Origin of the sequence: Microcoleus sp. Aus8_D2 (assembly GCF_036702665.1) — a bacterium.
Classification (GTDB): domain Bacteria; phylum Cyanobacteriota; class Cyanobacteriia; order Cyanobacteriales; family Microcoleaceae; genus Microcoleus.
In genome coordinates, this window is sequence record NZ_JAUBUN010000069.1 from 13,851 (window position 1) to 28,758 (window position 14,908).

The window sequence follows — 14,908 nt, forward strand, 5'->3', positions numbered from 1 at the left end:
ACAACCGCACCCGCAGATACAACCGCACCCGCAGCTAAATCCTCAACCACCGACGGAGAAGACTTACAACCCCGGAACATTCCACGGCTAGACAGTCCCGGTGTTGCTACCGATCGCATTTTAAGACTTGATTCTAGTATCATCAGTAACTTGCCCTCCAGCGAATCACAGCCAACACTTTCCAGCAACGAAACAGCGCCAGCAGCCAACTCTAATTCTCGTTTAGTGCTCGGATATGTCCCGTCTCCCGATCGACTTTTTGAAGGTAACGACATTCAGAAAACAGTCTCGGGAATCGAAGTAATGAGGAATCAAGAATTTACAGAATACCTGGGGGTAAAAGGCGATATCCCAGAGGAAAAAGTCTTGATTTCGACATTCCAACAAACATTAAAAAATATCGAACAGAAAACCGGTAAGCGGTCTGGTATTATCTACATAGTCTCGCGAGTCGATCGACTGGAACTAATTTTAGTTCCTCCTGTAGGGCGGGCGATTCACTACAGCGTTCCGTCCGCCAACAGAGCAGCTCTTTTCCCCGCAGTCAAGCAGTTCCGCGACCAAATCACCAATCCCGCCAAACGCGGTACTATCAGCTATCTACCCTGGGCCCAGCAACTCTATAAATGGGCGATCGCACCCCTAGAAAAAGACTTGCAAAACTTAGGAATTCAGACTTTGTTGCTGTCAGTCGATCCGGGATTGCGCAGCCTGCCCTTTGCCGCTTTGCACGACGGTAAAGGCTTCTTGATTCAAAAATACAGTTTTAGCCTGATTCCGAGTTTCAGCTTGACGGCGGGCGATTATAAACCAGTTAGAGACGCCACAGTGCTAGCAATGGGACGGTCAGAATTTGTTGACAAAAAGCCCTTGCCCAGCGTACAGATCGAATTGCAGGCAATTTCTGCCGAGTGGCGCGGGCCATCTTTCCTCAATTCAACTTTCACTTTAGACAATCTCAACTCGGAACACGCCAAGGGAGAATTTCGGATCGTTCACCTAGCAACGCACGCTGAATTTCAATCGGGAAAAGCGAGCAATTCTTACATTCAACTCTGGAATTCTAAATTGCGACTCAATGACATGGATCGTTTAAATTGGCGCAATCCGCAGGTAGACTTGTTAGTATTGAGTGCTTGTACAACAGCTTTGGGCGATCGGGAATCCGAGTTAGGTTTTGGAGGTTTAGCGGTAAAATCCGGCGCCAAATCTGCCTTAGGGAGTTTGTGGTATGTTGACGACGGAGGCACTTTGGGGCTGATGAGCGAATTTTACCACCAGCTTCGAGGAGCCGCAACCAAGGCAGAAACTCTGCAACTTGCTCAACAGGCGATGATTGCTCGTCAAGTTCGGATCGAAAACGGGCAGTTAGTAACAACAGCGGGCAAGTTAAATTTACCGGCTAAAATACAACAAAACCAAAATTTTTCTCATCCTTACTACTGGAGCAGTTTCACCCTCATCGGCAATCCTTGGTAAGCCAATACCTCTCGGTTAAGGAAATTGGTCGGGCGATATTATTCGTAGGGTGTGTCGCCATTAAAAATCTCTGAATTAAAATCGACTTTTCGAGTAGCGACGCACCTCAATAACTTTCGGTGACAGAAATTTCCCCGGGCGATCGCGCTCGGAGCGAGCTAGTATTTGAGGAGATTAAATTCTTCAATTTTGCGTTTAACCGAGAGGTATTGCTTGGTAAGCTGCCATTTTTATTTTTCAGTCTCCGCTTTTGAGGGACGAAAGTTTCTAAACTAGGGGCCATGCCCGCTTGGGGCGGTTCGGGGCTTCCCCCCCCCCTGAAGCACCCCAATTTCTACCGCCGAGTGCCGGAGTTTTGAACTCTATTTCTGCTTCATCACCACCAAAGTAATATCATCAAACACCTTCTGAACACCAATATACTCCCGCACATCATCAATAACAGCCTCCCGAATTTCTTCGGCCCCTCGGTGACGATTTTTCACCACCACTTGCCACAATCTCTCTAACCCATACTGCTTTTTATTAATATCTTTAGCTTCTGGAATTCCATCAGTATAAAGCACCACCACATCCCCAGGATTTAACTGCACTTCTTGTTGAGCAATAAAGTCGCCAATCTCTTCTACTAAGCCAATGGGAAAGCCTAAATCCATCGTGTCTATGCACTCCAGTGTCCCATCAGCGCGCACCACGATCGCTTCCTCATGTTGTCCGCTTAATTTCAGGACACCTCCGGCATAGTCTAAGATGGCTAGACTCATATTTTTCGGGGAGTCCATGCGCTGGAGATTGTCATAAAGAGTCTGGTTGAGGACATCCAAAAACTTCACTGGATCGGTTTCGTTCATTTTCTGAAGCGTCCTGACAGCCGTTTGTGCCATAATCATCAACACGCCACTTTCTAAACCGTGTCCGGTAACATCACCAATGCTAATTTTAACTTTGCCATCCTGTTGCAATACGTCGTAGTAATCGCCGCCCACTTCATCAGCAGGTTCCATAAAGCCAGCTATTTCTAAACCTTCAACTGCCTCTAGTTCCGACTGTTTTGGCAACACCATTTGTTGCAGTTGTTTGACAATATCGAGTTCCGCACTCATGCGGACATTTTCGGCTTTGAGTTTCTGATTCAGCGTGCTAATTTCTTGATTCGCTTGGGCTAGTTGAGCCGTGCGTTCTTCGACTTTATCTTCTAAGTTTTGATAGAGTCGGGCATTTTCAATCGAAATAGCTGCTTGGGAAGATAAAATCTTTAAGATTTCTAATCTATCTGGGGTAAATGCCCCCGCAGTCAAATTATTTTCTAGATACAGAATGCCGATCAGTTTGCCTTGAGTAATAATAGGAGCACATAAGAGTGACTTGGGCTGATTTTTAACAATATAGGGTTCGCGAGTAAAAACTCCTGCGTTAGTAGCATCCGATAAAACCACATCCTCTTGAGTTCTCGCTACATATTGGATGACACCTAGTGGCAGTTGTTCGCTATTTTCAATATTGATTGACTGCAAGACTGTGACTTGTTCTAAATCCACAGATCTTTCAGCTTCAATCGACAGTTGACCTTGGGTTTCCAAGAGCAGGAAGCCGGTTTGCGCGCCAGCATTTTCGATGAGAATTTTCATCAAGTTGCGCAGGAGTTGTTCGAGGACGATTTCACTACCGATCGCTTGGGAGGCTTTGATCGCAGTCGCTAAGTCTAAAGCTTCGCCTAGACCGATCCGAGTTGTTGTTGTCGTTCGTTTTTGGATAATCGACGTTTTCGCCGAGGATTGAGTGAGGAGGTTTGGGTATCTGGTTTCTAAATCTTGTACCTTGGCAATTGCTCCCCAGCGATGATAGCAGTAAGCTGCTTCTTGAAGATGAACTTGGGCAAATTTTTCTTTTCCTTGCTCTAAATACAGTTTAGCAGCAAGTTCATTGGCTAGAGCTTCATCATTGATAAAATCATGTTCTTGGGCTAATGCAATGGCGAGATCGAAATGCTCGATCGCTGCAAAAAATTCCCCCATAACTCGATGTTTTTTGGCTTCTACAAGATGATATTTATGTAAGTAATTCATAGGAGCATGGTCGGCCCATATTTTTATTTTTGTCTGGTTAGCTGCAACTTTTTCTAAAATTTTCTGTTGTTCTTCGCGGGAAACCGTTGCATAAATTGCCAAACGAGTCAAAGAATCATAAAAGTAGAATAGAGAAAAGATGAATGTTGCTGTTGCACCATCTGCATATTGTTCTGCACGTTCGGCGTTTTCTATCGCCTGTTCGTATTCACAAAAAAGATAGCATAAATACAGTTTTGTGGTTGAAAAACAAAAAACTGCATAGCGGTCATTTGCTTCGATATGAAGCGGGAGCATGAGTGATTCATTATAGACTTCGCCGAGTAGACGGCAGGGATTTTTAGAGCGTCCCAGTAAATTTAAAATGGTTTGATGATAGATTTTGTTATAGTTACGAAAGGTTGTTTGTTTGAGTTTTAAGAGCGTGTCATCATAGGCGGCGAGTTTAGCTGCTAATTCTTCTAGATTTTTACCAATAAAAGCGGAATGTAAAGCCGTGAGGTAAGTACAATGAGCTGCATATTCGAGATCGCCAACTTCGAGTCCGCTTTGATAGGCAAGCTGAAAAGGTTTGATCGATTCATTAATATGTTGTTTCCAAATGCCGATCGCGGCATTAAACACAACTAAGATTTTAGCGAGATGTTTCTTTGCCTGAAACCGCTCCACAATCGCTAGGGCCAGTTTACCGAATTGATAGCCTCGTTCGAGATCTCCAAATATTCCACAAAGCAGCAACCCGAAATAAACGTAAGCAACACCAGAAAGTGGAGTATTACCGTATTGAAGAGATAAATTGACCTGTTTAAAAACTAGCAGAGGTAAAAGGCTGGGAGCCGCAATATAGCTGGCAGAAAAGATACTACTAGCGATCGCCATTGCTGCCAACTGAGTAGGATCGCTCATTTCGGGCAGATCGATTAAATCTTCGATCGGACGATCGGCTAAATTAGAGATCGTTTCCGTCAGTCCTTGTTGGATATCTGCGGGCGTGGGAGACTCCGGACAAGGAATTCCTAAAAGTGCTAGCACGGGTAATGCAGCTTGTACGGCTTCTAAGAATTTGTTCTGAGGGATACAAGATTGAATCTGAATTTCATAAACCTTCATCCGATCGAGTAGCGTCCTCGCACGTAGCAGCACCACGGCAGCCCATTGTTCCATCTGTTCGAGGTTGCCGTTGACGTAGGCTGCTTCTGTGGCGCGCGAGTAAAGTTCGAGGGCGAGATCGTACTGAGTTTGCCAGCAGTCTTCGGCTAAGAGTTCGAGTCCTGTCTGAAAATACTGAACGGCGGCAGCATAAGCGGTGGCTGAGGTGGCTTTGCGACCGGCTATAAGATTGAGTTGGGCAAGTTGCTCTATTTCGTTGTCTTCTGCGATCGGTTCTCGACCCAAATTGAGATGATCGACGATGGTAAAGAGGTCTTCGGATAGCTCTTCTGGCGAGCGATTCTGCAACAGCAGGCGACCGATTTGCAAGTGAATGACTTGTTTGCGGTCTTCTTCAATCAAAGCATAAGCGGCTTGTTGGATGCGATCGTGTCCGAATTTGTAGTCTTGAATCACCAGTTGTTCGTTCAAGTCTGATAGGGAGACAATTAACCCGGACTGAATGGCTTCTTTGAGGTTGTCAAACACCGATCGCGCCGGTTGTTCGCCAATCAGCGACAGGGTATTGAGGTCAAACTCTGCACCGATACAAGCGGCCCACTGCAAAAGCTGTTGCGCGCTTGGTGATAGCTTCCTCAGTTTGCCAACCATGAGTTCGACCACATTATCGGTAATGCCGGTGGCTTCAATTTGAGCTAAATTCCAACTCCATTTTGGCTCGCGAATTGCGGAGTTTTGCCTGGGATTTCGATCGAAGATGAGGAGGTTTTCTTGATAAAGCGTTTTCAAGAATTCATTGACAAAGAAAGGATTGCCTCCGGTTTTCCGGGTTACTAATTGGGCTAAGGGTTTGACTGTTTCCAGGTCGCCGTGCAATGTATCGGCAATTAATTGATTGACATGATTCAGTCCTAAAGGTTCTAAAGCAATTTGATGGATGGTTATTTCTGCTTTGCGAAGTTCCTCTAGGAGCATCATTAAAGGATGAGTCGGACTGACTTCATTATCTCGATACGCGCCAATTAAAAATAAATATTCTGTATCTGGATCGGTGGCGATCGCTTCCAACAACTTCAGTGTGGCGGAGTCGGCCCATTGCAAGTCGTCGAGGAAGATGACTAAGGGATGTTCTGGAGAGCAAAAGGCTCGGATCAAGTTACCAAAGACGAGATTGAAGCGATTTTGCGCCTCGGTAGGGCCTAATTCGGGAACGTTCGGTTGCTGGCCCACAATCAGTTCTAACTCAGGAATGACCGCGATCGCGACTTGTCCGTTGACTCCGAGGGCTGCTAGCAGTTTTTCTCGCCATCGTGCCAGTTGTTCTTCGGTTTCCGTTAACAGTTGTCGCATCAATCCCTTAAAGGCATGAACGATGGCCGAGTAGGGGATATTGCGTTGGAATTGATCGAATTTACCCCAGATGAAATAGCCTCTGGCCTGGGTGATCGGTTTGTACAGTTCTTGAACGAGGGCCGATTTACCAATGCCCGAGTAACCCGCCACCAACATCATTTCGATTTGGGATTTTGGATTTGGGATTTTGGATTGGGGATTGGGAAAATTCAGAATTATTCTCCCCGTCTCCCCATCTCCCCGTCTCCCCATCTCCCCGTCTCCCACGGAGACTCGCTCAAAAGCTGCCAGCAAGGTGTCAACGGACGCTTCGCGTCCGTAGAGTTTTTGGGGAATTTGAAACTTATCGGAAATATCTTGCTCTGCTAGGGGGAAGGGTTCGATTTGACCGGCGGTTTCTAGCTGCTGAAGGCATTTTTGCAAATCCGCTACGATGCCGTAGGCACTTTGATATCGCTCCTCTGCCGTTTTTGCCATCAGTTTCATGACGATGTGGGAAATGGCTTGAGGAATTCGATCGCCCTCAAGAAGCGTGGGTTGTTTGGCGAGGTGACAGTGGACTAATTCTAGGGGATCGTCGGTTTCAAAGGGTAATTGGCCGGTCAGCAGTTCGTAAAAGGTCACTCCCAGGGAATAAAAGTCGGTGCGGTAATCGAGGGAACGGTTCATCCGTCCAGTTTGTTCGGGAGAGATATAAGCTAATGTGCCTTCGAGGACATTCGGATTTTTCAGAGTCGGATTTTCACGGGTGAGTTGGGAGGCGATGCCAAAGTCCGCGATCTTGACTTGTCTAGTTTCTGGGTTGAAGATGATGTTGGCCGGGTTGATGTCTTTGTGAATGATGTTGTGGCTGTGAATTTTGCCCAAAATTTCTGTCACTTGGATGGCGATGGGGAGGAATTCTGGCAGGGACAAGGCGCACTTCGCCTCTCGATTCATCCATTGCTTTAAGGAGTTGCCACCAAAATCTTCTAGAACGATGACGAGGGTTTTGTTCGCTTCATGGAGGTTATAGGCTTTGGTAACGCCTTCGAGATTGAGGTGGCGGACGATTTGATATTCTTGTCTGTAGCGAATGAGTTCGGCTGGGGTGGGATAGTCTTGCTTGAGCATTTTGAGGATAACAGGTTGGTTATCCACTTCAAGAAGGCAGCGATACACGATGGAGTTTTCGCTGGTGTAGATTTGGGCGAGAATCCGGTAGCCGTCAATTTTGAGCATTTTGGATGTTATTGAAGGGAAGAATTCACTAAGTTCTATTCTACTCGGACAAGAAAGTGAAAGGCGATCGCACGCGGGAGTATCCCGAATTTGCAAAAACACCGCCGATATCCCTCGAAAGCCTTATACAGCCGTTGTCTTTTGAGACAACTTACAAAATCGGGATGCTCTCATAGCACGCTTTGCGATCGCCAAAACAATCAATTCTCGGCCCAGTTAACTGGATTTGCGATCGCGATTAAAAGCTGCATACACTTCGGCAAAAAGTTCATCGATTTGCTGTCCGACCTCGGAGGAATGCCATTTCTTACTGGCCTGCACCACTTCTTGAAAATCTTGAATGATTTTTCTGATAGCATGTCCAGTCATGGACGCAAAAACTGAGAAATTACACTACCCGTAGTGGTAAGGTGCGCCGTAAGCACCCTACAAGTAGAGTGTGTGCGATCGCGAACTAATATCTTTGATAGCTTGAATATTTAACAGGAAAAATTAATATTTTTTGAGATTATTTAATAATTCCCCAGCAGCTAGGCTCTCCCGTAATTGTGGCGATCGAGCAAGGTTATAATCTAGCTGCATCAAGCTTTTGTGCTTTCACCAACCCAAAAAATTGTATCGGTCGCTACTTTTTACACCAAGCATCCGGGAGAGCCATCTGTTCGTGCACCAATCATCTCAAACCCGCAGATGCTCTATCTAGAATTGAGCTGTCTCGGATTTGGTGCCGCAGTTCCGTAATTGACCCGACAGCCGATGTTGAACAAACTCGAACTGCACTCCAGAGGGACAATCTGCTGGTCGAGGAGGGCGCTGCAACTGACATACTCGTCGTTATTGGTATCTCTTACCATACATTCGATCGGCTTTGCACCCGATCGCGCCGACCAACTCTTCATGCCGACCACTGCAATGATATGCTGCCAGTAGAAAGCAAACAGCAACACTGCCAACAATACAGTAACCGCTAATCCTGCTTTCAACTTCCAACTATTTAGGACGTTTCCCAAACTGTTTTTCACGTTTTCCACCGCCGAAATAGAACTTTCGGTGGTTGTTTCTGGAGTAGTCAAGTTTGTTTGTGTTTGTTCTACTGGAATTTCCGACATAATATATCTCCTATGATTGCTGGGATTTGCCTAAGCTGGCAGTTGCGATCCGCGCAACTGCAAACTCAATCAAATTTTAGCAAAACTAGCCTGTTCCGACAACCGATTTGGGCACCCTGGCCAGCGAAGTATGTATATTGACGAAGTGCGATCCTCTTCGTTGGCGTAGCCCCCGTAGGGGCGGGCAACGCTTACGCGATTTCTCTGCCTTTTGAGGTATTGCGCAATTTGCGTTCGGCTATTTTGCACCTACGGCAAAACTGGTTCGATCGTTCGGACTTCAGTCCTTAGGAATGAGAATTAAATAACTTACAATTTGATAGTTCTTGTGGGATGGGCCAGAAGAGCCCGTCCTTTCTGGACGGGCCCGACATCCCACAAACTTGTGTAAATTATTTAATTTGCGATCCTTATCAAAATCAGAGGACGCTCAGTCCTCACGAGCAAACACTAAACAGGTTCGATCGTGAGGACTGAGCGTCCTCATAAATTCAGAGGACGCTCAGTCCTCACGATCGAACATTGCTGATGGCTACACCTTACTAACAATCACCATTTTTCAAGTTGCCAAAAGTTCCAATAGCTCAGCCTCCGACAGTAGCTCAATTCCCAAATATTGAGCCTTTTCCAACTTAGAACCAGCATCTTCACCCACAACCACATAATCGGTTTTAGCACTCACAGAACCTGTGACTTTCCCTCCAGCTTTGACAATCAAATCCTTAGCTTCATCTCGTTTCAAAGTCGGCAAAGTTCCGGTAAGTACAAAAGTTTTGCCTGCAAGTTGTAAATTTTGAGCTGCCGAGTTCTGAGTTTTAATTTCTGACTGCAATTGCAAGCCCGCAGTTTGCAAGCGTGCAATTAAACTTTGATTTTCCGGAACTCGAAACCACTGATAAACAGCTTGCGCAATTTCCGGCCCGATGCCGTAAACGCCTTCAATCGCTGCCGCCGATGCCGCTGCTAACTCTTCCACATTAGCAAACCTTTCTGTTAGCAATTGAGCGTTGACACTGCCGACGTGGCGGATGCCCAAGCCGTAAAGTACCCGCGAGTAAGGTTGATTTTTCGATTGGGCGATCGCACTTACCAACTTTTCTGCTAACTTTTTACCCATGCGTTCCAAACCCATCAACCTTTGGGGAGTCAAATCAAACAAATCCGCCGCCGAATGCACCAGATTGCTATCAACCATCTGCTGCACCAACTTTTCCCCAACACCGTTAATATCCAGAGCATCCCGGCTGCAAAAATGAATCAGCGAGCCCCTCAAAATCGCCGGACAAGACGTGTTGATGCAGCGAGTGACGGCTTCGCCCTTTTCCCGAACCACAGGCTGCGCGCATTCGGGACAGCAGCTAGGCATTTGGAAAAGTTGAGCATTTTGGGGACGAAGTTCTGCTAAAACTCGGACAACTTCTGGTATAATCTCTCCAGCTTTTCTGACAATTACTGTATCGCCGATGTGGAGGTTGAGCTCGGAAAGTCGATCGCTATTGTGGAGAGAAGCCCGCGAAACCGTGGTTCCAGCCAACTGCACCGGTTTGAGTTCCGCTACGGGAGTCAGAGCCCCGGTTCTCCCGACTTGTACGGTGATTGCTTGTACAATTGTAGGGACTTCGGCAGCAGGATACTTAAGTGCGATCGCCCAACGCGGAAACCTCTGAGTAAAACCCAATTGTTTTTGCAGCCCAACCGAATTAATCTTAACAACAACCCCATCCGTCATGTAAGGCAAATTACGCCGTTCAGTATCCCAATATTCGTAATACTCCCGCACCTCATCCAAAGAATTGCAAATTTTGCGATGGGGATTCACCTTAAACCCCATGCTTCGCAACAATTCCAACGAGTCCCACTGCGTCTTTTGCTGATTATCCTCATCTAAATGCAGAGTATAAGCAAAGAAATCCAAGCGCCGCTTATCGACAATTTTAGAATCCAATTGTCGCAGCGTACCCGCCGCAGCATTGCGAGGATTAGCAAACAATTGTTCCCCCGCTTTTTCCCGTTCCCGATTAATTTCCTCAAACACAGCCAAAGACAAAAAAGCCTCTCCCCGCACTTCCACCACAGGCGGCGGATTATCTAAGTTGAGCTTTAAAGGAATCGAGCGAATAGTTTTAACATTTTGAGTAATTTCCTCTCCCGCAATCCCATCTCCCCGCGTTGCACCGCGAACTAAAACCCCATTTTCATAGGTTAACGCTAAAGCAGAACCATCTATTTTCAACTCGCAAACATAGGAAACCCCCCCCAGCCCCCCCGGGCTTCGGGGGGGAGTAATTTCTTTGTTTTCCTCGTTGCTAAGGGGAGGCGTCATTCCATCTTGTTCCCCCCCTTGACAAGGGGGGGTTAGGGGGGGTGCAATTCCATCTTGGGCCGGTGAAATTCCATCTTGTTTCCCCCCTTGAAAAGAGGGGGTTAGGGGGGGTGCAATTCCATCTTGGGCCGGTGCAATTATATCTTGTTCCCCCCCTTGATAAAGGGGCGTTAGGGGGGATGCAATTATATCTTGTTCCCCCCCTTGACAAAGGGGGGCTAGGGGGGGTGCAATTCGCTGCCAGCGTTCCTGCCATTTAGCAAATTCCTCAAGATTAAAAGCATTTTCCAAACTGTAGAGAGGAATATTGTGCTTGACGCTAAAAAATTGAGTAGCAGGCTTTTCTCCCACGCGCTGAGTCGGACTTTCCGCAGTAATCAATTCAGGATAATCAGATTCTAACTCTTGCAACTGTCGATAAAGGCGATCGTACACCTGATCGGCCATAATCGGCGCATCGAGAACATAATAAGCATAGCTAGCTTCCTGTAGCTGCTGCCTCAACTGTTGAATTTGCTGCTGGATCTCTGCTACCATATCGATTTTTGATTTTTGATTTTACATTGGCTCTCATATCCGAGCGAACCACACAATAAAATTGGTTCGTAGTGAGGACTTCAGTCCTCATAATTTTTTGAGGACTTCAGTCCTCACTACGAACATTATAACGGTTGTTTTACAGGATATGATATTAGATGATCTATCTCAAATTGAATAAAAAAAAAGGAGCCAGCAACTAGAAAATCAAAAAATCTCCTAATTATGACTCGCTTTTATAGCTGATGAATTATGGGGGAAAATACCTCACAAATTCAGGTCGGCAAACTCGCTAAACTTCTTGTTCTCCCCGGACATGGAAGGTTGAAGATTCTCACCATCTTTTTCGCCGTTGAAGTTGCCATTATTGGCGCGGGATTTGATTAATTCTTGAGCGTTTGGCTTGGTGAAAGCGAGCGGTTCAGCGTGTTCTACTTGAAACACGTTAGCGTAGAGGTTGGCAATAATTTGTTTGCCTCCCTGGGTCAATTCCAAGTAGTTTAAAGCTGCTGGAATGTAGGGGAAAACTCCGTTCCAATAAAACTTGGCGTAATTTTGCCGCAAATCTCCAGGAGACTTGTAGCCCAAGATTTTATTAGTGCCGACTTCCTCAAATTCGTAGAACAGGGCACTGATTTTGCGCAGGTAATTGGGGTCGCTCAACTGACCGATCAAATCGGCGGCCCTGGCAAGTCCAGAATAGTTGTTTCTGTCTTGATGGGTTTCGCTAGCAGGAACTGGGAAGCGTGTCAATTCAATATTGCGCTTAATTTGTTCGGCATCAATTAATGTGTGACCGCCGAAGCGTTCGTCAATGACGAGTTTTCCTCGATCGACATGATAAGGAGTTAGACTGGCAGAAGTGGCGCCGATCGGCACAGAAACCATGCCCCCGTCAATACCCGTAGCGTAGAGTCCCACAGCTTCTTGGTCTTGGCGACAAACACCTTTGACGTAGCCGATATCGTGGCACAGCAGCGAGATCAGGTAGTGCAGCCAATCTTCCGGCGACACTCCGCCTTCGCGAATATGCTTGCCCCGGAGAATCTCTTGTCCCACCAAGGCTACGAGCATTGTGTGTTCCACATTGTGGTAAAGAGCATCGCAGTTAGCGATGTTTTCCAGAGCCATAGTCCCCGCCCAGGCGATAATTTCAGGGTAATCAGGCTTGTACTTGCCGTAGGTGCGACGGTAGCCGGCCTGGAGCTCTTGCACAAAAGCGTCAATCAGGATAGCAGTTGCATTGAACATGATAGATTCTCTCACTCAAACTGTAGTTACAAACTCGATCGAAAATATCTTGCCTAGCTGAAAAAATAATCAAGGGGTATAACCGTAGGTTTGACCCCTCGCCCAAAGACGGATACAAGCCCCGACTCAAGTCGTTCGCAGCCCCCAATTTTAGACTCCTGTTCGGGCTCCGGTGATTCATCTGCCCAGGAAATCTCAAATCTCAAATCTCAAATTTAAAATCGACTGACCCCTCGGCGTTTAATTTTCAATTTCAGCTAGTCTTGTTAGGTCAGAAAATTGCTCTTTTGGCTATACTTCCCAAGATAACCTAATTTTTGAAACAAGAGAGCGATTTTTTGGTATTAAATATTAGTGAAACAATTTATATCGTTTCATCGACTAATTATTAGAAGTCCTAGGTGCAAAAGTTATGAACTGTCTGTTTCCGAGTCTCTCCACTGCTGCCCTTCGCACTCGGCGGTCGATCGCCTCAAAATACCTAGGATTGTTTGCATTCACGGCTGTTTGCACCGCTGCACCGGCTTTGGGAGCCGATCGAATTTACGTAACTTACGGGCCGCTAGAAGTATCAGTGCCGATCGAATCTCTGGCACTCTTCGCCAAAGAAGGCAAAATAGACTCGAACCTCGACGGCTTTGCTCAGTACGCAAAAAAAACACAGCTAGCAGAGATTCGCACCGCCCTGCAAGCGAGGGCTGAAATCAGCCCGGTGACGATCGCCCAATTCCTTTACACGCCTCAAGGAGAAGTGCTGCTGGAACGCTTGGGCCGAGTAATTCAAACCAAAGCTCGGCAGCCCGGATTTTATGCCATCCGAGCTGCCCTAATTTTAGCAGCCTCAGATGAAGAAGGCCTGACAATTCTCAACGTGCTGCGGAAATTCCCCACTTACGGCATCAGGATTGACATAAACCGCAGCTTGGGTATCGCCAGCGAGCTGACATCGCTGATCAACCGTTCCAATCGGACGATCGCCGGAGTCGCCCAGTTGTCGGAAGCAGAAGCAGCCTCAGATCCCGCCATACCGCCCGCCGAAATGCTACAGATCCAGGAAAAGGGCCCCTATAATTGGAAAAAATCATCGGTAACTCTGACGAGTCCAAATCGCGATCGTACCTTTGATATCGACATTTACCTGCCGCAGCGCAGCCAGCAACCAGCGCCAGTAGTAGTAATTTCCCACGGTTTAGGTTCCGATCGCATTTCCTACGAGTATTTAGCCAAACACCTAGCCTCCTACGGCTTTGCCGTCGCCGTCCCCGAACACCCCGGCAGCAACGCCCAACAAATCCAAGACCTAGTAACAGGCAGAGCCAGCGAAGTAGCAGAACCAGCAGAATTTGTCAACCGCCCCCTCGACATCAAAGATCTGCTCGATTATTTAACCAAACTTTCGACAACCAATCCGGCCTACCGAGGGCAGCTCGACTTGCAGCGAGTCGGCGTCATCGGCCAATCTTTCGGAGGCTATACGGCTTTAACATTAGCGGGAGCCCAGATTAACTTTGCACAGCTAGACAAAGACTGCAAGCTGGAAAACGAAACTTGGAACCTCTCGCTGCTGTTGCAGTGCCGCGCCCGCGGCCTTGAGCGCAACCAGTACAATTTCGGCGATCCGCGCGTCAAAGCTGCGATCGCCATCAACCCGATCGCCAGCAGCATTCTCGGAGAAACAAACCTCAGCCAAATCCAAATCCCAGTCATGGTAATCGCAGGCAGCGCCGATACCGTCGCCCCCGCTTTGCTGGAACAAATTCAACCCTTCACTTGGCTGACATCACCCAACAAATATCTGGTGCTGATGAACAACGGGACTCACTTTTCAACGATCGACCAATCCCCTCAAAGCGTCTTTGTGCCACCAGCACAGGCGATCGGGCCCGAACCCGCCTTAGCCCGCCGCTACCTCAACGGACTCAGCGTAGCGTTCATGGAAACCTATTTGAACAACAAATCAAAATTCCGCCCTTATTTAGAGCCAAACTACGCTTTAAGCATCTCGCGAAACACTCTCGGACTGAGAATTTTGCGCTCGCTCACCCAGCAGCAACTCCAGCAGTTCAGTTCTGCACCTGCTCGCACTCCGGCTCAAACACTGCCGGCTCCCGTTTCTCCACCTTCTCCACCTCCGGTAGCTCCGCTAGCTCCAGTTCCCCGTTAGGCTTAAGCTGCGTCGCCGATCGCCGTGTGATGTGTTTTCCCCCTGGCGTCACCCTCATCAGCTTTCCTGATGACCCTCATCAGTTAAACTGTCGTTACACCCCTTTACAAACCTTAACGAGACAGTTAATAATAGAGACATCATCCGAACATTGAAAAACCAATAGCAATCATAAACACATGACAGCCACCTTACAACAGCGCGAAAGTGCTAATATCTGGTCGCAGTTCTGCAACTGGGTCACATCGACCGACAACCGCCTCTATGTAGGTTGGTTCGGCGTCTTGATGATTCC

7 protein-coding genes and 1 pseudogene are annotated in these 14,908 nt (G+C 47.2%); 3 read left to right on the top strand and 5 right to left on the bottom strand.

Annotated elements, in window-relative coordinates; translation table 11 throughout:
• Window positions 1–1,479 (top strand): CHAT domain-containing protein (locus QUB64_RS31200; RefSeq protein WP_333343441.1); only part of this gene is annotated, 1,479 nt, incomplete at its 5' end.
• A 362-nt stretch (window positions 1,480–1,841) separates the two neighbouring features.
• Here QUB64_RS31200 and QUB64_RS31205 read toward each other — a convergent pair.
• From QUB64_RS31205 to QUB64_RS31225, 5 genes are all read right to left on the bottom strand, one after another.
• Window positions 1,842–7,325 carry an AAA family ATPase gene (locus tag QUB64_RS31205; protein WP_333394317.1) on the bottom strand — a complete coding sequence of 1,828 codons (5,484 nt, stop codon included), beginning with the start codon at window positions 7,323–7,325 and terminating at the stop codon, window positions 1,842–1,844.
• A gap of 120 nt (window positions 7,326–7,445) precedes the next feature.
• The gene (locus QUB64_RS31210) at window positions 7,446–7,598 is read right to left on the bottom strand and encodes a hypothetical protein (RefSeq protein WP_333276470.1); all 153 of its coding nucleotides are present in this window, start codon (window positions 7,596–7,598) and stop codon (window positions 7,446–7,448) included.
• A 326-nt stretch (window positions 7,599–7,924) separates the two neighbouring features.
• Window positions 7,925–8,338, bottom strand: coding sequence for a hypothetical protein (locus tag QUB64_RS31215; protein ID WP_333276473.1), 414 nt, complete (start codon window positions 8,336–8,338; stop codon window positions 7,925–7,927).
• Between the two features lie 559 nt (window positions 8,339–8,897).
• Window positions 8,898–11,198 (bottom strand): NAD-dependent DNA ligase LigA, encoded by a 2,301-nt coding sequence (gene ligA / locus QUB64_RS31220; RefSeq protein WP_333276477.1) that lies wholly within the window; start codon window positions 11,196–11,198, stop codon window positions 8,898–8,900.
• Between the two features lie 267 nt (window positions 11,199–11,465).
• Window positions 11,466–12,449 (bottom strand): Npun_R2479 family HD domain-containing metalloprotein, encoded by a 984-nt coding sequence (locus QUB64_RS31225; protein WP_333276479.1) that lies wholly within the window; start codon window positions 12,447–12,449, stop codon window positions 11,466–11,468.
• Window positions 12,450–12,861: 412 nt separating this feature from the next.
• Here QUB64_RS31225 and QUB64_RS31230 point away from each other — a divergent pair, with 412 nt between their 5' ends.
• Both QUB64_RS31230 and QUB64_RS31235 read left to right on the top strand, forming a co-directional pair.
• Complete coding sequence (locus QUB64_RS31230; protein ID WP_333276482.1) at window positions 12,862–14,613, top strand: alpha/beta hydrolase; 1,752 nt, start codon at window positions 12,862–12,864, stop codon at window positions 14,611–14,613.
• Between the two features lie 179 nt (window positions 14,614–14,792).
• Window positions 14,793–14,908, top strand: a pseudogene (locus QUB64_RS31235) (photosystem II q(b) protein); the annotation flags it as partial.